We start from the raw sequence: 20,707 nt of genomic DNA, 5'->3' as shown, positions 1-20,707 counted from the left end.
TAGATAGGATATAGTAAAATAAGGCTAGGGAAAAATCTTATTTCTTTCTCTTGATGCTCTTTAAAAACATCTTCATGATATGCTTGAATAGGAACAGATAATATTTTGTAGGATTTTAAATGCTTTTTAAGTGATGTTTTGTCCAGTTTTTGCCCAGTCTGCAGCAAATGTTTGTAAGCCTTGGTCGGTTAGAGGATGTTTAACTAGATTTTTTAAGATTGCTGGTGGAATAGTTGCGACATCTGCACCGCTCAATGCTGCTTCTTTGACATGATGAACAGAACGAATAGAGGCAGCTAAAATTTGAGTTGTAAAATTATATTGGTCATAAAGAGTGCGAATTTCGTGGAGCAGTTCTGTGTCATTTTGTCCACAATCCTCTATTCTTCCAATGAAGGGTGAAATAAATGTTGCTCCTGCTTTTGCAGCCAACAAGGCTTGATTAGCCGAAAAACAAAGAGTGAGGTTTGTTTTTAATCCCTGTTCAGTAAGTACTTTACAAGCTTTTAATCCATCAAGTGTTAAGGGGAGTTTGATGCAAATATTGTCGGAAATTCTTGCTAAAACAGCAGCTTCTTTCATCATATTATTGAATTCAGTTGCAACAACTTCAGCGGAAACTGGTCCGGTGACGATGGTACAAATTTCTTTGATAACCTCAAAAATATTACGTCCAGATTTGAGTATGAGAGAAGGATTGGTTGTGACACCATCGACTAGTCCTAAATTTTGTAATTCTTGGATATCTTCTATATGAGCACTATCCACAAAAAATTTCATTCTAAATCTCCTTGGGTTTTTAAAAGCCTGTTTTTAACATTTTTATTGGCTCTTCTTGTGTTTATTATGCGCTATTCTTTATAGCAAAGGCAAGGGCCTGATTGATGTATAGAGGGATGGATATAAAATCTCTTAAGAAGAGAAGGAAAGAAAATAAAAAAATGTGTTATCGCATTTTTTCATTCTGAAGTGGTTATTTTATTGGTCGTATAAAGAAAAGGTTAGGAAAAAGTGGGGTATGAGAACAGGTAAAATGTAAAAATAAGACCAGAGCAATATTGATAAAAAGGTGAAGTCAATTGTGACAGAAATGAAAATTGTTTCAGTTGTAGTGCCGATTCCGGTTTCTCAGGCCTATAACTACCTAGTAGAGCCGCATATGGAGGTAAAAGTTGGTTCTTTTGTGCGTGTTCCTGTTGCAGGGCGCGAGATTTGTGGTTTTATAGTAGCTATTGGTGATCGGATATCTGAAGAAGAACAAAGGGATGATTTAAAGAGAGTGATGGTTGTTCCTGTAGCGCGTGACAAATTGCGCTTTGTAACTCATGTTTTTGATTGTCCACCATTAAAGGCTGAAATGATCGCGTTTTTGCGTTTTGTTAGTCAGTATACCATGACGCCTTTCGGTCTTGTTGCAGGACTGATTTTACGTGTGCCGACAGCTTTGGATCCAGAAGAGAATGTGGTTGGTTTACGTTATTGTGGAATGGATGTGGGGCGTTTAACGCCAGCGCGATCAAGAGTTTTAGAATTGGCTCGTGATGGGATGATTTGGACTCGTTCTGATCTTGCTCATGCAGCAGGAACTTCTCCTTCAGTGGTGGATCTTTTAAAGTCGCTTGGAGTTTTTGAAGAAGTTATAATGCCAGCACAGGCAGTGGTTGCTATGCCTGATCCTGATTTTTGTCCACCTGTTTTAGAAGAAGCGCAGAAATCTGCAGCAAACTTGTTGCGAGAAAGTGTTTTATCTTCTCGATTTCAGGTTTTTTTACTTGATGGAGTCACGGGATCAGGCAAAACAGAAGTATATTTTGAAGCGGTTGCTCAGGCGCTAAAGGGTAACAAACAGGTTTTAATTTTATTGCCCGAAATTGCTTTAACACAGCAATTTTTAGATCGTTTTCATGCACGTTTTGGAGCTTCAGCGGCTGAATGGCATTCCGATTTAACACTACGTCGTCGTGAACGTGTGTGGAGGCAAGTTGCAGAGGGAAAAGTGAGTGTTGTTGCGGGAGCACGTTCAGCACTTTTCTTACCCTTTCTAGATCTTGGATTAATTGTTGTTGATGAAGAACATGATGGTGCTTATAAACAAGAAGAACGTATTTTTTATCATGCGCGGGATATGGCTGTTGCACGAGGATCTTTTGAGTGTTGTCCAGTTATTTTATCTTCAGCGACTCCTTCAGTTGAGAGCCAGGTCAATGTTTTATGGGGTCGTTATCAGCGAGTGCATTTACCTTCAAGATTTCAAGCAGCAGCGTTGCCGCATTTGCAAGTGATTGATATGCGTAAAGGGGTCCTAGAAAAAGGACGCTTTATTTCTTCTGTTCTTGAACAGTCTTTGAGAAAAACTTTGGAAAAAGGTGAACAGGCGCTCTTGTTTCTCAATCGGCGTGGATATGCACCTTTAACGCTCTGTCGGATATGTGGACATCGCTTTCATTGTACGGATTGTTCAAGTTGGTTGGTGGAGCACCGTTTACGAGAACAGCTTAAATGTCATCATTGTGGTTATTGTCAACCTCTTCCAGAAGCTTGTCCAGAGTGTGGGACATTGGATCATTTAGTATCTTGTGGGCCAGGAGTGGAAAGAATTGCTGAGGAAACACGGATGCTTTTTCCACAGGCACGGTTGCTTATTCTGTCTACTGATTTAAAAGGAGGAATCAATCAATTACGACGAGAATTAGAAGCAATTGCAAAGGGAGATGTGGATATTATTATTGGAACACAGTTAGTTGCTAAGGGGCATCATTTCCCTGGATTGTCTTTGGTTGGGGTGATTGATGCTGATCTTGGTCTTGCCAATGGTGATTTACGTGCGGGTGAGCGCACCTTTCAGCTTTTGTCCCAGGTCACAGGGCGGGCTGGGCGTATGGGATTAGAAAGTTTAGGATTGTTGCAAACTTATCAACCAGATCATCCAGTTATAAAAGCTTTGCTTTCACAACAGCGTGAAGATTTTTATGAGCGTGAGATTGCGATACGCCAGCATGATTCTTTACCTCCTTATGGAAGATTTGCAGCTGTGATTGTCTCTTCGGAAAAACGCCAAGCTGCAGAAAATTATGCTCGTGCATTGCGCCGAGTTGCACCATCAATAAAAGGTGCGTCGGTGATGGGACCGGCGGAAGCACAGCTGGCGCTTGTGCGGGGGCGTTATCGTTTTCGACTTTTATTCCATGGGCTACGCTCTTTTGATATTCAAGGGTTTATTCGTTTTGTTCTATCTCGTGCACCAAAAAAACCTAGTTCGGTTCGGGTTCAGATTGATATTGATCCGCAAAGTTTTCTCTAAACAAAAGAATAGGGATATCTATCTATTAAAATATGTTTTCAATGGGGGCTGTTTTGAAAAAGGTTGGATTTATAATTTTTATTTTTGCTTGGCTTATCGAAATAGGAACACAAGCATCGGTTTCTGATGTGATTAAAAACAATGAAAAAAAGGAAATGCAAAGTGTTGATGCGACTGTTTTTGTTTTTACTTATCGCTTAATGAGAGAAATGGAAAAGGTTTTTCAGCCAATCATTGCTTCTCCAAAACAAGTAATGCACTCTCTTTGTGGTTTTCCAGTTATGCATTCTCGCCAATTAGTTTATGGTTATGTGGCTTTTTATGATGATATAATTTTGCAAGATATTATGGCTTTTAATAAATCACTCAGTGTTCACTATAAGAGTGTTGTTGGACCACTAACAGCGCAAATTTTGCAGCATTTACAAAATCATCGTAAGTTAATGGAAAAGGCTCGTATTTTAGATCTTTCGGTAAACGTTGTGGAAGCTCTTTTGATAGATGAAAGTTTTAAGATGGATGTTTTATTATCTAAGGTTGGAACAGAAATTTCCTCTTCAGTATTTGATACTTTTTACGAAGTAGATATGAGAAAATTGAATCAAATATCAGCCGATATCAAAAGTGGACTCAAAAAAAAATGTGTTCCTTACTCGTCGATTGAAAAGTTATTATAGTTATTTTATCTAAAAATTTTCGAAAAGCGTTACTTTGTGGTGTTGCGAGTCGGTTATGTCTATGCTAGAGGTTGAAAGATTTTTGTTCTGAGTTTCAAGAAAGAGATTTTTGGAATTTGAAATATGTGGTCCATTTTATCTGATCAATATAAAAGAATCCCTTAAGAAAAAGAGGCGGTGTTTCGTGTCAGATTCAGTTTCTCTTGTACCATTGCCGTTAATGAGCCAGCGTTATGCAAAAGCGTTTTTTGATTTGGCTCAAGAAGCAGGTTGTGTTGAGCAGGTTGAAAAAGAAGTAGCGTCTTTCTTGAAAGTTTTGGAGCAAAATGAGGATTTGCAACACTTTGTGCAAAACCCATTCTTTTCAGTAAGAAAACAGAAAGAAGCGTTAAATGTTCTTTGTCAAAACATGGAGTTCGCTCATCAAGAAGCGGGTCGAATTTTTCGCAATTTTTTGGGGGTTATTGCAGCCAATCGTAGGCTTTTTGCGTTATTGGGTATTTTGCAGGCTTTTCAGCGTCATCTTGCTCTCTTCCGTGGAGAGTTTTTGGTGCAAGTTACTTCTGCGTGTCCGTTAAATGTTCACCAGAAAGAAATGTTGTGTGCGGCGTTGGAAAGTGTTATTAAGAGAAGCGTTGTATTACAAGTTTCTGTTGATCCAACGATTCTTGGTGGGTTTATCATTCGTTTAGGGTCATATCAAATTGATGCGTCCCTTGTGACAAAATTATCTTCACTTAAGCTTGTATTGAAAAAAGAGGTCAGCTGATGAATATTAGACCGTCTGAAATTTCAAAAATTCTAAAAAAGCAAATCAAGAGCTTTGACCAAAAAGCTGAAATTTCAGAGATTGGTTGGGTTTTATCTGTGGGTGATGGGATTGCTCGCGTTTATGGTCTGGATAATGTCCAGGCGGGTGAGATGGTTGCTTTCTCCAATGGTGTACAGGGGATGGCACTGAATTTGGAAACGGATAATGTTGGGGTTGTGATTTTTGGATCAGACCGTAATATTCGTGAGGGTGATACTGTTAAGCGGCTCGGTGCTATTGTAGATGTTCCTGTGGGGCCATCTTTGCTTGGTCGTGTTGTAGATGCACTGGGTAATCCTATTGATGGAAAAGGCCCTATAAAGACGAAGCAGCGTCGTCGTGTGGATGTCAAAGCTCCCGGTATTATTCCACGTCAGTCTGTGCATGAGCCCATGTCAACAGGGTTGAAGGTTATTGATGCCTTGATTCCCATTGGACGTGGACAGCGTGAATTGGTGATAGGTGATCGTCAAACAGGAAAAACAGCGATTTTGCTTGATACATTTTTAAATCAGAAGTCTTTTCATGAAGGGAAAGGGCGAGAGGAAGACAAAGTATATTGTATTTATGTAGCAATTGGTCAAAAACGTTCAACGGTTGCACAATTTGTTAAAGTCTTGGAAGAACGTGGAGCTCTTGATTATTCGATTATTGTCGCGGCTACAGCTTCTGATCCCGCTCCGATGCAATTTATTGCTCCTCTTGCTGGTTGTGCAATGGGAGAATATTTCCGTGATAATGGCCAACATGCTTTGATCGGTTATGATGATCTTTCCAAACAGGCTGTGGCTTATCGCCAAATGTCTCTTTTATTGCGTCGTCCTCCTGGTCGTGAAGCTTATCCAGGAGATGTTTTTTATCTGCACTCTCGTCTTTTGGAGCGGGCTGCAAAGCTTAATGCAGATAATGGTTCTGGATCTTTAACGGCGTTGCCGGTGATTGAAACGCAGGCCAATGATGTTTCCGCTTATATTCCAACAAATGTGATTTCGATCACCGATGGTCAGATTTTTCTGGAGACAAATTTATTTTATCAAGGAATTCGTCCTGCAGTAAATGTTGGGCTTTCTGTTTCACGTGTTGGTTCTGCTGCCCAAATTAAGGCAATGAAGCAGGTCGCTGGTTCTATAAAGGGTGAATTGGCTCAATATCGGGAAATGGCGGCTTTTGCGCAATTTGGTTCAGATTTAGATGTTTCGACGCAACATCTTTTAAATCGTGGTGCACGTTTGACAGAGCTTTTAAAGCAGCTACAATTCTCTCCACTTAAAGTACAAGAACAAGTTGTTGTTATTTTTGCTGGTGTAAATGGTTATCTTGATTCATTAGCTGTTTCCGATGTTGGGCGATTTGAACAGGGGCTTTTGGCACTCCTACGCAGTAATCATGGGGAGCTTTTAGATGCGATAGCTGAGCAAAAACAGATAACGGATGAAATTAAAACTGAGATGATTGCTGTCCTTGATAGTTATGCAAAGAATTTTTCTTAGTTAATTGATGGAATGCATGAATGGCGTCGCTAAAGGATCTTAGAGACCGTATTGCCTCGGTTAAGGCAACGCAAAAGATTACCAAAGCCATGCAAATGGTTGCTGCGGCAAAGTTGCATCGTGCGCAAGAAGCGGCTGAATCTGCGCGTCCTTACGCTCAGCGTATGGCTGCTCTTTTAGCGCATGTATCTGCTGATATTAGTCCGGTGGATGCACCATCTTTAATGTGTGGTACAGGGCGAGATGATAAGCATCTTTTGGTTGTTTGTACAGCTGAGCGTGGTTTATGTGGTGCTTTTAATACACAAATTGTTCGTCATGCGCGTGAGCATATTAATGGCCTTCTTTCTAGAGATAAAACGGTTAAAATTTTAACTGTTGGAAAAAAGGGTGCAGATATTTTACTTCGTGATTTTAAAATTCTGATGATTGATCATATTGATTTGCGTTCTGTGAAACAGATAACTTTTTCTGAAGCAGCAAAAGTTAGTCAGCGTATTATTGATCTTTTCAATGAAGGAATATTTGATGTTTGTACGCTTTTTTACTCTGAATTTGTATCAGTCATTAACCAATGTCCAAAGGCTATCGATTTAATTCCAGTAGTTGCCCAAAAGAAATTCTCTGATAAGACTAGTGGTATTAAAAAAGAAAAGAAAAATGGGGTTGTGCAATCCGCTGTTTATGATTATGAGCCGGATGCAGCTTCGCTTGTGGGTGAGCTTGTTCTTCGTAATCTCTCTGTGCAAATCTTTCGTGCTTTGCTTGAAAATGTTGCCGGTGAAATGGGCGCAAAGATGAGTGCTATGGACAATGCATCACGCAATGCCGGTGAGATGATTAATAAGTTGACTGTAACATATAATCGTCAGCGTCAGGCGCAGATTACAACGGAATTGATTGAAATTATTGCGGGCGCTGAAGCGCTTTAAAGTGAGAAGGTAAAGATTGATGATAAAAGCAGCAACGTCAAAAAAAGGAGCACTAAAGAATGAAAAAGGAAAATCAGTTGCTCATTCAGGCGTAAAAAAGACTTCTTCGGCGAAGTCAGCAAAGGGTACAAAAAAATCTTCTGATCTTGCGCATGTTGATTCTAAAATTGTTCTTCCAAAGGGATCTATTGGTGAAATTAAGCAAGTTATAGGAGCTGTCGTTGATGTGCATTTTGAAGGAGAATTACCCAATATTCTTAATGCGTTGGAAACAGAGAATTTAGGAAATCGGCTTGTTCTAGAAGTGGCTCAACATTTGGGTGAAAATACAGTTCGTACTATAGCGATGGATACAACAGAGGGCCTTGTCCGTGGTCAAAAGGTTTATGATACAGGAACGCAAATCTGTGTACCTGTTGGAGAAGCAACTCTTGGTCGTATTATGAATGTGATTGGTGAGCCAGTTGACGAGGTTGGACCAATTATGGCGACTAAAAAACGTTCAATTCACCAAGAAGCACCTAAATATATGGAACAATCAACTGAATTAGAAATTCTTATTACTGGAATTAAAGTGATTGATTTGCTTGCGCCTTATTCTAAAGGAGGAAAAGTTGGTTTATTTGGGGGAGCTGGTGTCGGTAAAACCGTTTTAATTATGGAGCTCATCAACAATATTGCAAAAGCACATGGAGGTTATTCAGTATTTGCTGGTGTAGGAGAGCGTACCCGTGAAGGGAATGATCTATATAATGAAATGATTGAAAGCCGTGTGAATGTGAGTCCAAAAGAGAAACGGGGTTCAACTGCGGGTTCAAAATGTGCTCTTGTTTATGGACAGATGAATGAGCCACCAGGTGCGCGCGCACGTGTAGCACTTTCAGGTTTGACGATTGCAGAAAGTTTTCGTGATGAAGGGCAAGATGTGCTTTTCTTTGTGGATAATATTTTTCGTTTTACACAAGCTGGTGCAGAGGTTTCAGCTCTTTTGGGGCGTATTCCTTCTGCTGTGGGGTATCAACCAACTTTGGCAACGGATATGGGGGCTTTGCAAGAACGTATTACTAGTACCAGAACAGGATCTATCACGTCGGTTCAAGCTATTTATGTTCCCGCTGATGATTTGACTGATCCAGCGCCTGCTACGTCTTTTGCGCATTTGGATGCTACAACAGTTCTTTCTCGTTCAATTGCGGAAAAGGGAATTTATCCAGCGGTTGATCCGCTTGATTCTTTTTCGCGAATGTTGGATCCATTGATTGTGGGTGAAGAGCATTATGCTGTTGCTTGTCAGGTTCAAAATATTTTGCAACGTTATAAATCTTTGCAAGATATTATTGCTATTCTTGGTATGGATGAATTGTCTGAAGAAGATAAGCTGTTGGTCGCGCGGGCACGTAAAATTGAGCGTTTCCTTTCACAACCTTTTCATGTAGCCGAAGCTTTTACTGGTGCTCCTGGAAAATTGGTTTCTTTAGAAGAGACTATTAAAGGATTTAAAGGACTTTGTGCGGGTGATTATGATGATTTACCAGAAGCAGCTTTTTATATGGTTGGTTCGATCGATGAGGCAATTGAAAAAGGAAAACATTTGATTTCAGAAGCTTCTTTATAAAAGATACTCTATAATCAATGTTTGTCTTAGAAAGGCAAGAGGTTCCCGTGGAAAATAAAAGAACAGAATCTTTCTTGTTTGAACTTATATCTCCTGAAAAACTTGTCTTTTCAGAAAAAGTTGTGTCTGTTGTTCTACCTTCAACATCCGGATATTTAACGGTTATGGCTTATCATGCTCCTGTAGTGGTGAGTTTAATTCCGGGTGTTATTAGAGTTATATCTTCCTCGGGAGAAAGGGTATTTGCCCTTTTGGGAGGGGTTGCAGATATTACATCTGCGGGGTGTTCTCTTTTGGCTGAAACTGTTGTTTCTGTTGATCATTTATCTCTTCATGACCTTGAGCACTGCCTGGAAGAAGTTCGAGTTATGGTGGAAGAAAACTCAAGCGGTCAGGCTCATCATAAAGTGGAAGAGGTTTTTCATAAACTAACATTTATGGGTGGTGTTTCAGCAGTAGCATAATGAAAAATGCAGAGACAGGCGATATAAACAATGAGGGTAATGGAATAGTGCCTGTCGCGGAAGTTGGGCTTTTTTCTCATCCGGGTACTATTTTTGCGGGATCTGTACCAAAATGCCTCATTTATATTTTTGCTTCTTGTATTTTACAATGGGCTTATGGCTTAGGGGCCAATATGGTTCAAGCTAATGTTATTGAGCTCACGGGAGATTTCAATATAACGCTTATTGAAACTATATGGTTGGTCGGTACTTATATGGCGCCCAATGTAAGTATTGCAATCATCTTAATTAAGATTCGTTATCAATTTGGTCTACGAAATTTTGCTGAATTATCGATCCTTGGGTTTGTTTTGGTGTGTATTTTGCATTTGTTTGTTACGGATTTACACTCAGCTTTGATTATTCGTTTTTTCGCTGGTATTGCTGCTGCACCAATGGCTTCATTAGCATTTCTCTATATGATGGAGGCTTTTGCTCCAGAAAAAAAATTTACTATTGGTCTCAGTTTAAATTATATGAATGCGGCTTTAGCTATTCCTTTGTCGCGTTTGATTTCGCCGAGTCTTCTCGAAAAGGGTGGATTTTCTAGTCTTTCAGCGTTGGAGATAGGGCTTGTATTGATCGGTTTAGGATGTATTTTTTCTCTGCCACTCACTCCGATTGCTCGCAACAAGGTGCTTCAAAAGCTAGATTGGGTGAGTTATAGTTTAATTGCGCTTGGGCTTGGTTTAAATGCTATCGTAATGTCTGTTGGCAAGTGGTATTGGTGGGTTGAAACACCATGGATTGGTTGGGGGCTTGCGCTTGCTATTTTTTCTTTGATAATTGCCATTATGATTGAGCTGAATAGAGCAACTCCATTGGTTTATTTACGTTGGCTTTTCAGCAAAGAAATGATCCAAGTTGTTTTGGTTTTATTGGTATTTCGAATTCTTTTATTGGAGCAATCAACTTTAGCTGCCGACTTCTTTAATCTTTTTGGTTTGTTGAATCGTGATATGGCTCCTATGTATCTTGCAGTTGCTTTGGGTACGCTTTTAGGAGGTGGCGTTTGTGTCTTTTTTTTACGAACGGGCCGTGAAGATTATTTTTATCTTTTATCTTTGAGCTGTTTAGCATTGGGATCTTATTTAGATAGTTATGTCAGTCTGTTAACCCGTCCAGTAGATATGATTATGAGTCAAGGATTAATAGGTTTTGGTTATGCTCTTTTTTTGCCTCCTGCTTTATGTAATGGCTTTGTTAAAGCAAGTGTGCGAGGCCCCAATTATGTTTTAAGTTTTATTGCGATTTTTTTATTGGCACAAGTCACAGGAGGGCTTATGAGTGCAGCTCTTTTTGGCAGTTTGCAATTTTTTTTCGCGCGTCATCATTTTGAGTATTTAACGCAAGAAATTATACCTACGGGTTCTATGGGTTCACTTGTTTTCAATGAGGTCAATAGCTTGTCCTCTCCTTATAGTGCTTTAATATTTCGTAGTTTGGAGGATGGGATAACGATATTAAACCTGACAGATCAATTAAAATTGACAGCAAATATTTTGGCTTATAGTGATGTTTTTCGGCTTTATTTTTATATGGCAATGGTTGTTTTTATTATTTTTCTTATCAAAATATTTTATAGATTATATTCTTTATGATAATTTCGTAATACTTTAAAAAGTAAAGTATGATCAGTAATGCGTAGGTGAAAAGGGATGATCAAAGTCTTGCGATCAAAATCAACAATTGTTGCATTCCTATCAGGTGTAATGGGTATTGTATTGATTTTATGGGCTTGGCAATTACCACCATTTATAAGCACTTTTCAAAAAACAGATAATGCCTCGATTAAGGGAAATATCACCCTTATAAGTCCGCAAATTTCTGGTGTGGTAAAACGAGTTTATGTTCAAGATTATCAAAGGATTGAAAAGGGAATGGTTTTGTTTGAATTGGATGATACCCTTTTTCGGTACCAGTTGGCTCAAGCGCAAGCAATTCTTGAAGCAAAAAAGGCAAAACTCGCAAGCGTTTTGTTACAAATTCAACTTTTGCAAAAGGAAATTGATAAGATAAGAGCTGAGATGGTTCATTTTCAAAAATTATCTAAAAATACTTTGTCTCATTCTAATAAGGATTTAAATACTCAGGAAAGTTTACCATTATCTTCTGCTTTTCTAAATTTATCAGTGACATTTGAAACAAAGCGCCAGTTGCACAAGCAATTGGATTTTGAACGACAAGGTTTGCAATCAGATATTGCAGGAGCAAAAGTGAGTGTTGAAGTAGCTGAGCTGAATCTAGCTCATACTAAAATTATTTCTCCTACTGTGGGACATATTGGATCGGTTGGAGTACAAGTAGGGCAATATGTAGTGCCCGGTATGCGGTTGGTTTCTGTTATTCCTGATGACATTTGGATTATTGCTAATTACAAAGAAACACAGATTTCTGATATGCGTATTGGACAGCCTGTTGTTTTTTCTGTTGATGCTTTAAATAATCAAAAATTAACAGGACGTGTGGTGCGTTTTGCTCCTGCAACAAGGTCAGAATTTGCATTATTAGGAACAGAGACTGCAATTGGTAATTTTATCAAAATTGCGCAACGCATCTCTGTTCGTATTGCCATAGATCCAGGGCAAGAGAGAATTAAGCAACTTATTCCCGGAATGTCGGTGGTGACGTATGTTGATACAGCACCGCGTTCTTCTAGAGATTGAAGTATTTTTTCTTTATATTTTACAATAAGTGTTTTTTTAGCTTAGAGGATTTTGTTCGGTTTATTCTTTCATTCTTATGATTTTAAAGAGTAATTGAGAATTCTTATCTTTTTCAAGATAAGATAACAGAGTGACCATTTCTTAGTGTGTGGTGAAAAGATGATCCATTGAAAAGTTAATAGTATCCGTATGTTGTTAGTTTTTGCGTACCAGGCAATAGCTGGTTAAAATGAGTCCAGCAGCTAATAAAAGGGTTGTTTTGGGATTTTCTTTTGCTTTCTTTTTCAGTTCTTCGGCATGGGTGTTAATGTTGTAAAGAGCTTGGTGTCCTTTTAGTTTCCGTTTGTTTAGCATTTTGGAGATCCTTTCAAAAAGATGATCTTGAAAGTGCTGATGGTTGATTGTTGTGAGCTCCTCTTTTAATTACACAATGCGTTTTTTGATTTTATCATCTTTTCTGCAAGAGCTCTGAAATATATACATTAGCTTATTCCTTCTTAATTTTAATATCTAATGCAAGTATGTAAGATAGGATTGTCTGTAGAGTTTGGTATAACGGTTTGAAAATTAAAAGGTTTCATTCTTCTTTTCTAGCCTCTGTTGAACATCGGTTCTTGATGTTTAAAAAGAGAGACTCTTAAGAAAATTTTCTGATCAATGCATTTTTTCGAATTGTGCTATACTGGATATTACCATAAAGATAAATAAACTCCGTTTTTGCAAGTTTGAGGAGCTGATGAACGCAGCATATTATTTATCTAAACCTTTAGAACGTCATCGGTCTATTGCCGTTGCGGTGGGTGATGTTATGGTTGGGGGTGAGAACCCGATTGTTATTCAGTCTATGACGAATACCGATACTGCTGATGTTGATGCGACAGTTGCTCAGATTGCTGCTCTTTGGCGTGCAGGATCCCAATTGGTTCGAGTAACTGTTGATCGACATGAAGCAGCAGCAGCTGTTCCAAGGATACGGGAACGGCTAGAAAGATTGGGTATTTTTGTGCCGTTGGTAGGCGATTTTCATTATATTGGTCACACACTTTTGACTGAGCATCCTACGTGTGCAGAAGCGCTTGCAAAATATCGTATTAATCCTGGCAATGTTGGTTTTGGTGCAAAAAAGGATCAGCAGTTTATTCAAATTATTCAGATAGCATGCCGTTATCGTAAACCTATACGAATTGGAGTGAATTGGGGATCATTGGATCAGGTGTTGTTAACACGGCTTATGGATGAAAATGCTCGGCAGGAAAAGCCTTTATCTGTTACTGAGGTTATTCGGGAAGCTGTAGTTCAATCGGCACTTCATTCAGCTCTTTTAGCTGAAGAAACTGGTTTAGGACGGGAGTATATTATCCTTTCTGTTAAAATGAGTGATGTACAAGATCTCATTGCTGTTTATACCATGTTGGCAAAACGGTGTAATTATGCTCTTCATCTGGGGTTGACAGAGGCGGGTATGGGGACAAAGGGAATTGTTGCTTCTTCTGTAGCTTTGGGAATTTTATTGCAGCAAGGAATTGGTGATACAATTCGTATTTCATTGACACCTGAGCCAGGCGGTGATCGAACGCGAGAAGTAAAAGTTTGTCAAGAACTTTTACAAGTTATGGGGTTTCGGCAATTTGTTCCTGTAGTTGCTGCGTGTCCAGGATGTGGTCGGACAACTTCAACGTTTTTTCAACAATTAGCGCAAAAAATCGAAGCGGATTTGTGCAAAAATATGCCGATTTGGCGTGATAAATATCCAGGTGTTGAAGGTTTAAAAGTTGCTGTCATGGGGTGTATTGTCAATGGACCAGGAGAATCGAAACATGCTGATATTGGAATTTCATTACCTGGGGTAGGCGAAAATCCAGCAGCTCCTGTTTTTATTGATGGCAAAAAAGTGAAGACTTTGCGCGGTCCTCATATTGCTGAAGAATTTGAAGCAATTTTAGGTGAATATATTCATACACGTTTTGGGACGTAATTGACACAAGAGAATGATGTTGTTCTGTTTGCTTTTCTTATCTTGATGAAGAGTTTAGAGCAATTTGGGAAGAGTATATTCATAGATGTTTTTGCAGGATTGATACGAAAAGGGTATGTCATTCTATCTGCTTTTATTTTATTTATGATACCAAAGAGGTGGTAAATTTTAATTTTTGCGTTTTGCAATAAAATGTGCTGCTTGTTTGAGTGGGATGGCTTTAGCTCCAAAGGGGATGAGAAGTTCTTCCGCTTTTTTAATAAGTTCATCTCGTTTTTTTTGGACTTCATCAATACCATAAAGATTAACCAGTGTTGCTTTGTTGGCTGTTTGGTCTTTCCCTACAGTTTTTCCAAGAATTTTTGTTTGAGAAATTAGATCAAGAAGGTCATCGGTCAATTGAAAAGCCAAGCCAATCTGTGTTCCAAATGAGGCAAGTTTATCGGTCAATGTTTTGGAAGCTTGCCCCATAATTGCACCTGCTTGACAAGCAAAACGCATAAGAGAGGCTGTTTTCATATGTTGTAGAGTGATTATTGCACTCTCATCTTGTGGTTTTTTTTCAGCTTCTAGATCGAGCATTTGTCCACCAATCATACCACCAAGACCCGTAGCTTGTGTGAGAGCTGTGATCAGATTAATTTTCGTTTTTGGAGAAAAAGAACAGGCTTTATTAGCAATGATTTCAAAAGCGAAAGTGAGAAGAGCATTACCTGCTAAAATTGCTGTTGCTTCATTAAAGGCTACGTGAACAGTGGGTTTGCCGCGTCGGAGTGTATCATTATCTAGAGCAGGAAGATCATCGTGAATGAGTGAATAACAGTGAAGACATTCCAATGCCACGCCGATATCAAGAGATTGTTCAGGAGGGACATCAAAAAGAGTAGCACTTTGAATAACCAAGAAAGGGCGTAGGCGTTTACCACCGTTTAAAACACCGTGACGCATGGCATCGATAAGGATTTTAGGTCGGATAATTTCACCATTTTGGGCTTTATGACTTAGAAGTGTATCGAGTCGTTTTTCAATATTGTGTGCATATTTTGCAAGAAGAATCTTAAATTCATGCATCATTTCTTCCTTTCTTCTTTGCAAAATGATGAGGTTCTTTTTATGATAGAAAAATGAAGAATAAAATGGTTATTTTCATGCTCTTAAATTTTTTGAAAAAAGGGGAAAGAGGAGAAAAGGTGGCGATAAGAGTCATACATTATATGATTAATCTTGTTGTTTTTTGTTTTTGTTTCCAATTGTTTTGTTGTTAATTTACCGTTTGGGTTTTATTCACCCTGTTTTTATTTTAATGATGTGTGATTGGGTAAGTAACAAGAGATATGAGCGTAAATGGATTACGCTATCTTGAGTTATTATGTCTTAAGGTGGCCAGTTTTGCTGTCATTCTGGTGTTGATTGGACTATGTTGATCGATATCTTAAAAATTGATTTAAAACCTTTTTGCGGAAGATCAACAATATATGCAAATGATCAAAAATCTTTTTTTGTAGTCTAATCGGTTTTATATCCGTAAGGTTATTGAAATGCCTTATTCTATTATAGCTGATTAATCTTATCAAAAAAACAGATTATAGAGATCTATTTGAATATTGCAGAAGGGGGCCTGGAATTTATGGAATAGAAGCTGCAGCTTTTTATTATTTTCAGAAATCTGCATGGCATTTAACTTTACAACCGGTTGAGGCTCTTGTGGCAAGTTTACCTAATCCTTATTGGCGCAATCCACGTCGACCAATCGATAATTTTTATAGCTTTAACCCGTTTTATTGAAAAACGAATTTGTTTTCACGTTGCTTATATGCACTGTATTCATTAAAAGATATTTAGAATTATTGAAAAGAAAAACAAAAATTATATGAAAGTCTAGTCAAAAGACTTTAATCAGTATATAAAGAAACAAAATTTTATTCTATTGTTGACAGAAGTCGTCATTCTTAGCATGATTGTTTCTGTAGTAGTTAATATGGAGTATCCTTTTATGGCTGTACCTAAACGAAAAACTTCTCCATCAAGACGAGGTATGCGCCGTTCGGCTGATTCCCTTAAAGCATCCATTTATATTGAAGATAAAAGTTCTGGTGAATTGCGTCGCCCTCATCATATTGATTTAAAAACAGGTATGTATCGTGGGCGTTCAGTTTTGCCTGCTAAAGAATAAGCTATCTATCAGTTACTAATGATTAAGCTCATTGTGAATGCTATAACTTGGATAAAATAAGCAAGAGACTTTTTCTATAATCTTATACAGGTGGTCACTTTTAATCAGAAGAGCTTTTTGTTGCACTTACACTTTATTCTATAAAACTATGAGTTTCTCTCTTCCTCGGAAAGAGGGATATGTTGTCTGTTGAACTAATATGCCATAAAAAATCCTCTGACTTCTCGTCAAGAAAATCCTTTTCTTAAAGCCTAGAGCTTAAAAAGCCGAGTAAGAGATTAAGAGGCAGAGTATAAACCAACTTTCTGTTGGTTTATACTGTTATGATGCAAAACCCCGTAGCGGATTACACAGCATAAACAGCACTATTCCCTTCATCAATTTCACTTTTAAATTCGCTTTTTGATTTCTTATTCAGGTGTTTTTCTATCAAGTTTATCGCTTCTGTTTCGGTAAGACTATTGACAACAGCGATTTCACGAGCCATTCGGTCGAGAGCAATAGCATAAAGTTGACGTTCTGAATAAGACTGCTCCGGTTGTAGGTCTGAGCGGAAGAGATCGCGAATCACTTCAGCAATAGAAATAATATCTCCTGAATTGATTTTAGTATCATATTCTTGAGCTCGTCGTGACCACATAGTGCGTTTAATTTTTGCTCTTCCTTGAAGAATTTTGAAAGCACGATTTACGGAATCAACAGTAGATAATTTGCGCATTCCGCTAGAAAGAGCTTTTGCAATAGGGACTTTTACATCCATTTTATCTTTAGCAAAATGGATCACAAAAAGTTTTAATTTATGTCCTGCAACTTCTTGTTCTTCAATCGCCATAATTTGGCCCACTCCATGGGTAGGGTAGACGATATATTCAGAGGTTAAAAAATCTTTAGCACTGAAAGAGGTATTCTGCGGGGGTGCCATATTTTAATTTACTCCCTTTGTGGCCAATTATAATGATATTGGCAAAAAGATTAAACGCTTTAAAGCTAAATGTTTTTGAACCGAGCGCTGAAGCTAAGTGCTTTAAAACCAAGCAAAAAATACTTTAGTAAAAAAAGCAAAAAAAATACTTAGCAAAATGGCTATGTTAAAACTTTGTTAACATAAAAAATCAAAAGAATCAATCATTTCTCTTGAAAATTTATGTGCATGTCAAATGATGTAACTTTTAGAGAGATGTGGTATTCATTAAATTAAGTATTATTCACCATTTCCTGGATTTTCTGAAAAATACTTTTCTAATTTATCGGGAACACCATCCATTTCTTTTGCTTGGGGAAGTGGCTCTTTTTTTGTCATTAAATTAGGCCATCTATTTGCATAGTTTAAATTGAGTTCCAACCATTTTTCTAATCCTGGTTCAGTGTCTGGTTTAATGGCTTCAGCTGGGCATTCTGGCTCGCAGACACCACAATCGATGCATTCGTCAGGGTGAATGACAAGCATATTTTCGCCTTCATAAAAACAGTCAACAGGACAAACTTCAACGCAGTCAGTGTATTTGCACTGAATGCAATTGTCAGTTACAACATAAGTCAAGATCAAACTCCATTTTCCATTTTAATGATCCTTAAAAGGGCTTATTTATAAATGTGCATCCTTATCATTTTTAAGTTGATCACGAAGCACAGCCAATTTTGCAAAAGGCGAATTAGGATCATGATTTTGTTTTCGCGATGATTTACTATGTACGGAAGTAGTTTTATTGTATTTACACGAATGTTGATCTTTTAAAGGTTTTTCGTAAGAGGTTTCATGGAGTGTATTGCCTCTTTGTGTGAAAGTTTTTTTGTGCTTCTCTTTCCACTTTTGTTTAGAGTTATCACGATTTCGATGATGGTTCATCTGTTGATAATGATAACGCCACAATAAAACAGTTTTATTTTCCGCTTTGTTTTGCATGTGTTTGGCAAAATCACCAACAGGTTCAGCTTTTGGTAAACAATCTATAGCACAGGGGTGTTGTTCAAGAGGAGAAGACGTTTTTGTTTCTGTTTGGAATGTGCTGGATTCTTTTATCGTTTTCCAGAAATCACCAATGCATTCTGCTTCAGGAAAAAGTTCCATTGTTATGGGGGTACTAGGGAAAGAGTGTTTGTCTAAAAGATTTTTTGCAAGCACAGAACTGTCATAACAATGCGACTGATAACCAAGTCCTTTAAGAATTTCTTCCATATCAGCCTCATTGGCACCAAGAGTAGACATCATTGCCGGAGTGACAAAAAAACTTTTACCATCATAGGCACCATCTGGTTTTGGTTCTAATCCTGGCTTCCAATGTAGTGTTGGGCGAATGAGGTTAGCAAGACGTTCTAAAATATCAATGCGTACAGCACGTTTCCCTAGGATTTGATAACCCGCTAAACGATAAAATTTTGGATTATAAGTTGGATCAACAACAAATGAAGTTCGCCCGTTGTTCAAAGCAGCTAATATTTCATTTAAACCCGTTTGATCACTGTCTTTATTTTGGAGACACCAAAGCAGTGTGAGTGCTTGAACTGGTACCGGTTTAAGCATTCCCATAACATAGATATTAAAAGCGCCAAAGCGAACACCAAGCTGTCGAAGATTTCCTCGTTCCTCTTGGTTAAGGTTTTTAACTATTTTGGCTACACTGCGGCGGGATAAAATGCCTAAAGAATTGAAGAGTTGCGAAGCAAGTTTAGCTGTTGAAACTGTCAGATTCTCAGTATTGCGTATGTCTAGGAGGGGTTTTAAGGTTGTTTCAAAATGAAAAATTACAAAACGTTTTAATCGTTCTATCACTTGGTCACGCGCTTCTCCTGTTAATTGCGCGTCTGCTAAAAGAAGAGCTTTTGGTTTTAAAATATCTGTTGTTGCGATCAGTTGTCCGACGGGTTGACCAATCCAGCGAATAATTCCGTCAGAACTGAGGGTAAAATCTCCATTAGCGGCAGCACAAAAACGTTTTGCACGTTTAGTAAAGGCGATAATTAAACTTTCGTTATCGACATATTCATCAGTTACTTTATCTGCATCTGTGTTATTTTTATTGATATAAAAACGAAATCCCTCAAATCTACCGCTGCCACTTTTTTCAATAAGAACATCATCCTTTTGAATAATTTCGTTCTCCATGATCATTTTCTTTCTTAGTGTTTTATGAGGAAAAAGGTTATTCTTAATAAGACCATTTTGCATTCTTTATTTTAGCATGTTTACTGTACTTGCTTCAATGTGTTCTTGTCGTCTTTTGCAAGTATTTTAATCTTGGATATTTTTTTTCATGAATGTAGATATACAACTTTTAGTTGCAATTAAGAGATTTTACGCTAAAATTTTTCCTTTATTTTATAGTAAAGTGAATAACAGAAGACAGTAATTTATCTTTTATTTGTTCTTTTTGATTTTTTCTGTTTATTTGATTGTGCTGTTAGAAACAAGCAGATGTGGTCATTTGCTGTGTGAAAACCTATGCGTAAAGAGATAAATTTTTGTCTTTTTATAATAAGTTTTGGGGTCAAAGTAAAAAAACAATTGCGATTGTAAAAATACACGTTAAAGTAGTTTATATGAAAAAACAACTTTAACGTTTATTAAAAGAAAAAATGATGCCGTTGTTAAAAAACTTGAAAATAATTTTAGTCGCAAGGGATTATTATGAGTAGTCATTCACACGCTGTGTATAAAAACAGTAAAAATTATAACGATGCTGATAAAAGTCTGAGACCTGATATGATGCGTTCTGCAATGCAAGCGCCATATCTTGAACGAAAAAAGGAGTATGATTTAGCGTTGCGATGGAAAGATAAACGTGATGATGATGCTATGCACCAAATTGCAGCAGCTCATATGCGTTTGGTTATTTCAATTGCTAGTCGTTTTAAACGTTTTAAAATGCCTTTAGGGGACTTGGTCCAAGAAGGATATGTTGGGCTTTTAGAAGCTGCTGCGCGTTTTGATCCTAATCGTGAAGTTCGTTTTTCAACCTATGCAACCTGGTGGATAAGGGCTTCTATTCAAGATTATATTTTAAGAAATTGGTCAATTGTGCGGGGGGGAACGAGTTCTTCGCAAAAAGCACTCTTTTTTAATCTTCGGCGTTTGCGCGCTAAATTAGCTCAAGATGATAATGCCTTGACCAAACAAGAAATTTTTCGCACCATTTCTGAAAAACTTGGGGTTTCAGTAAGTGATGTTGAAAAAATGGATTTCCGTTTTTCTGGGACAGATAATTCATTAAGTCTTTCTGTTTCTGATAATGGTGAAAATCCAATTTCTAAAATGGATTCTTTAGTGGATGATCATCCTCTTCCCGATGCCGTGATTGAGCAAGTAATTGATGGGCAACGGCGGACAAAATGGCTTTATGAGGCTTTAAAAATTCTCAATGAACGAGAACTGGAAATTATTCGTTTCCGTCGCTTAAATGAAGAGGGGGCAACCTTAGAAATGCTTGGCCAAAAATTAGGAATTTCAAAGGAACGTGTACGTCAAATTGAAGCGCGGGCTTTGCAAAAACTTCGTTGTGCTCTTTTAACAGTAAATCCAGCGGAGGTTTATGAAGTATAAATATTGAGTGTTTTTTTGAAAAAAATC

General features: G+C 37.9%; 19 protein-coding genes. 13 read left to right on the top strand and 6 right to left on the bottom strand.

Going from position 1 to position 20,707, the window contains the following annotated elements; translation table 11 throughout:
• Positions 1–126: 126 nt before the first annotated feature.
• Positions 127–780 carry a fructose-6-phosphate aldolase gene (gene fsa / locus BJB63x_RS05495; protein WP_078719324.1) on the bottom strand — a complete coding sequence of 218 codons (654 nt, stop codon included), beginning with the start codon at positions 778–780 and terminating at the stop codon, positions 127–129.
• A gap of 310 nt (positions 781–1,090) precedes the next feature.
• Here fsa and BJB63x_RS05490 point away from each other — a divergent pair, with 310 nt between their 5' ends.
• The 9 genes from BJB63x_RS05490 (at position 1,091) to BJB63x_RS05450 (ending at position 11,995) form a co-directional block, all read left to right on the top strand.
• Entirely contained in the window at positions 1,091–3,301 is a 2,211-nt protein-coding gene (locus BJB63x_RS05490) for a primosomal protein N' (protein WP_236823885.1), read from the top strand.
• A gap of 53 nt (positions 3,302–3,354) precedes the next feature.
• Positions 3,355–3,978 carry a hypothetical protein gene (locus BJB63x_RS05485; protein WP_078719575.1) on the top strand — a complete coding sequence of 208 codons (624 nt, stop codon included), beginning with the start codon at positions 3,355–3,357 and terminating at the stop codon, positions 3,976–3,978.
• A 184-nt stretch (positions 3,979–4,162) separates the two neighbouring features.
• Positions 4,163–4,747, top strand: a complete 585-nt coding sequence (gene atpH / locus BJB63x_RS05480; RefSeq protein ID WP_078719322.1) for an ATP synthase F1 subunit delta — start codon at positions 4,163–4,165, stop codon at positions 4,745–4,747.
• The gene (gene atpA / locus BJB63x_RS05475; protein WP_078719321.1) at positions 4,747–6,279 is read left to right on the top strand and encodes a F0F1 ATP synthase subunit alpha; all 1,533 of its coding nucleotides are present in this window, start codon (positions 4,747–4,749) and stop codon (positions 6,277–6,279) included. Before atpH ends, atpA begins: the two co-directional genes overlap by 1 nt.
• Positions 6,280–6,299: 20 nt before the next feature.
• Positions 6,300–7,211 (top strand): F0F1 ATP synthase subunit gamma, encoded by a 912-nt coding sequence (locus tag BJB63x_RS05470; protein ID WP_078719320.1) that lies wholly within the window; start codon positions 6,300–6,302, stop codon positions 7,209–7,211.
• A 19-nt stretch (positions 7,212–7,230) separates the two neighbouring features.
• Positions 7,231–8,826 carry a F0F1 ATP synthase subunit beta gene (gene atpD, locus BJB63x_RS05465; RefSeq protein WP_078719666.1) on the top strand — a complete coding sequence of 532 codons (1,596 nt, stop codon included), beginning with the start codon at positions 7,231–7,233 and terminating at the stop codon, positions 8,824–8,826.
• Positions 8,827–8,873: 47 nt separating this feature from the next.
• Positions 8,874–9,290 (top strand): F0F1 ATP synthase subunit epsilon, encoded by a 417-nt coding sequence (locus BJB63x_RS05460; RefSeq protein ID WP_078719574.1) that lies wholly within the window; start codon positions 8,874–8,876, stop codon positions 9,288–9,290.
• The gene (locus BJB63x_RS05455) at positions 9,290–10,930 is read left to right on the top strand and encodes an MFS transporter (protein WP_236823853.1); all 1,641 of its coding nucleotides are present in this window, start codon (positions 9,290–9,292) and stop codon (positions 10,928–10,930) included. Before BJB63x_RS05460 ends, BJB63x_RS05455 begins: the two co-directional genes overlap by 1 nt.
• A 57-nt stretch (positions 10,931–10,987) precedes the next feature.
• Entirely contained in the window at positions 10,988–11,995 is a 1,008-nt protein-coding gene (locus BJB63x_RS05450) for an HlyD family secretion protein (RefSeq protein ID WP_078719318.1), read from the top strand.
• 195 nt (positions 11,996–12,190) lie between these two features.
• Here the strand turns inward: BJB63x_RS05450 and BJB63x_RS06755 are convergent, their stop codons facing one another.
• Positions 12,191–12,349, bottom strand: a complete 159-nt coding sequence (locus BJB63x_RS06755) for a hypothetical protein (RefSeq protein WP_335617791.1) — start codon at positions 12,347–12,349, stop codon at positions 12,191–12,193.
• A 382-nt stretch (positions 12,350–12,731) separates the two neighbouring features.
• Between BJB63x_RS06755 and ispG the strand changes: the two genes are divergently transcribed.
• Entirely contained in the window at positions 12,732–13,970 is a 1,239-nt protein-coding gene (gene ispG / locus BJB63x_RS05440; protein ID WP_078719317.1) for a flavodoxin-dependent (E)-4-hydroxy-3-methylbut-2-enyl-diphosphate synthase, read from the top strand.
• A 168-nt stretch (positions 13,971–14,138) separates the two neighbouring features.
• On the opposite strand, the gene BJB63x_RS05435 is transcribed toward ispG, so the two are convergent.
• Positions 14,139–15,041: a polyprenyl synthetase family protein gene (locus tag BJB63x_RS05435; RefSeq protein WP_078719316.1), complete on the bottom strand. Its 903-nt coding sequence runs from the start codon at positions 15,039–15,041 to the stop codon at positions 14,139–14,141.
• Positions 15,042–15,527: 486 nt separating this feature from the next.
• Here BJB63x_RS05435 and BJB63x_RS06680 point away from each other — a divergent pair, with 486 nt between their 5' ends.
• Positions 15,528–15,755, top strand: a complete 228-nt coding sequence (locus BJB63x_RS06680; protein ID WP_078719315.1) for a transglycosylase domain-containing protein — start codon at positions 15,528–15,530, stop codon at positions 15,753–15,755.
• Positions 15,756–15,963: 208 nt separating this feature from the next.
• A complete protein-coding gene (gene rpmF, locus BJB63x_RS05425) occupies positions 15,964–16,143 on the top strand; it encodes a 50S ribosomal protein L32 (protein WP_078719572.1) in 180 nt (59 codons plus the stop codon).
• A gap of 346 nt (positions 16,144–16,489) precedes the next feature.
• Here the strand turns inward: rpmF and BJB63x_RS05420 are convergent, their stop codons facing one another.
• The 3 genes from BJB63x_RS05420 to BJB63x_RS05410 all read right to left on the bottom strand — a co-directional run bounded on the left by BJB63x_RS05420 (position 16,490) and on the right by BJB63x_RS05410 (position 19,246).
• Positions 16,490–17,065, bottom strand: a complete 576-nt coding sequence (locus BJB63x_RS05420) for a CarD family transcriptional regulator (protein WP_078719314.1) — start codon at positions 17,063–17,065, stop codon at positions 16,490–16,492.
• A gap of 279 nt (positions 17,066–17,344) precedes the next feature.
• Positions 17,345–17,683, bottom strand: coding sequence for a ferredoxin FdxA (fdxA, locus tag BJB63x_RS05415; protein WP_078719313.1), 339 nt, complete (start codon positions 17,681–17,683; stop codon positions 17,345–17,347).
• A gap of 45 nt (positions 17,684–17,728) precedes the next feature.
• A complete protein-coding gene (locus BJB63x_RS05410; protein ID WP_078719312.1) occupies positions 17,729–19,246 on the bottom strand; it encodes a hypothetical protein in 1,518 nt (505 codons plus the stop codon).
• 522 nt (positions 19,247–19,768) lie between these two features.
• On the opposite strand from BJB63x_RS05410, the gene BJB63x_RS05405 reads away from it, so the two are divergent.
• Complete coding sequence (locus BJB63x_RS05405) at positions 19,769–20,680, top strand: RNA polymerase factor sigma-32 (protein WP_078719665.1); 912 nt, start codon at positions 19,769–19,771, stop codon at positions 20,678–20,680.
• Positions 20,681–20,707: the final 27 nt, after the last annotated feature.

The sequence above is a fragment of the Bartonella sp. JB63 genome (assembly GCF_002022665.1).
Classification (GTDB): domain Bacteria; phylum Pseudomonadota; class Alphaproteobacteria; order Rhizobiales; family Rhizobiaceae; genus Bartonella.
This window is presented reverse-complemented; position numbering and strand designations above follow the sequence as displayed.

What these genes read in the sequence shown, in the direction of transcription:
- BJB63x_RS05455 (WP_236823853.1), top strand. Translation starts at nt 9,290, where the DNA reads ATGAAAAATGCAGAGACAGGCGATATAAACAATGAGGGTAATGGAATA.
- BJB63x_RS05405 (WP_078719665.1), top strand. Translation starts at nt 19,769, where the DNA reads ATGAGTAGTCATTCACACGCTGTGTATAAAAACAGTAAAAATTATAAC.
- rpmF (WP_078719572.1), top strand. Translation starts at nt 15,964, where the DNA reads ATGGCTGTACCTAAACGAAAAACTTCTCCATCAAGACGAGGTATGCGC.
- BJB63x_RS05420 (WP_078719314.1), bottom strand. Translation starts at nt 17,065, where the DNA reads ATGGCACCCCCGCAGAATACCTCTTTCAGTGCTAAAGATTTTTTAACC.
- BJB63x_RS06755 (WP_335617791.1), bottom strand. Translation starts at nt 12,349, where the DNA reads ATGCTAAACAAACGGAAACTAAAAGGACACCAAGCTCTTTACAACATT.
- ispG (WP_078719317.1), top strand. Translation starts at nt 12,732, where the DNA reads ATGAACGCAGCATATTATTTATCTAAACCTTTAGAACGTCATCGGTCT.
- atpD (WP_078719666.1), top strand. Translation starts at nt 7,231, where the DNA reads ATGATAAAAGCAGCAACGTCAAAAAAAGGAGCACTAAAGAATGAAAAA.
- BJB63x_RS05490 (WP_236823885.1), top strand. Translation starts at nt 1,091, where the DNA reads ATGAAAATTGTTTCAGTTGTAGTGCCGATTCCGGTTTCTCAGGCCTAT.
- fsa (WP_078719324.1), bottom strand. Translation starts at nt 780, where the DNA reads ATGAAATTTTTTGTGGATAGTGCTCATATAGAAGATATCCAAGAATTA.
- BJB63x_RS05470 (WP_078719320.1), top strand. Translation starts at nt 6,300, where the DNA reads ATGGCGTCGCTAAAGGATCTTAGAGACCGTATTGCCTCGGTTAAGGCA.
- BJB63x_RS05410 (WP_078719312.1), bottom strand. Translation starts at nt 19,246, where the DNA reads ATGGAGAACGAAATTATTCAAAAGGATGATGTTCTTATTGAAAAAAGT.
- atpA (WP_078719321.1), top strand. Translation starts at nt 4,747, where the DNA reads ATGAATATTAGACCGTCTGAAATTTCAAAAATTCTAAAAAAGCAAATC.
- BJB63x_RS05435 (WP_078719316.1), bottom strand. Translation starts at nt 15,041, where the DNA reads ATGCATGAATTTAAGATTCTTCTTGCAAAATATGCACACAATATTGAA.
- BJB63x_RS05450 (WP_078719318.1), top strand. Translation starts at nt 10,988, where the DNA reads ATGATCAAAGTCTTGCGATCAAAATCAACAATTGTTGCATTCCTATCA.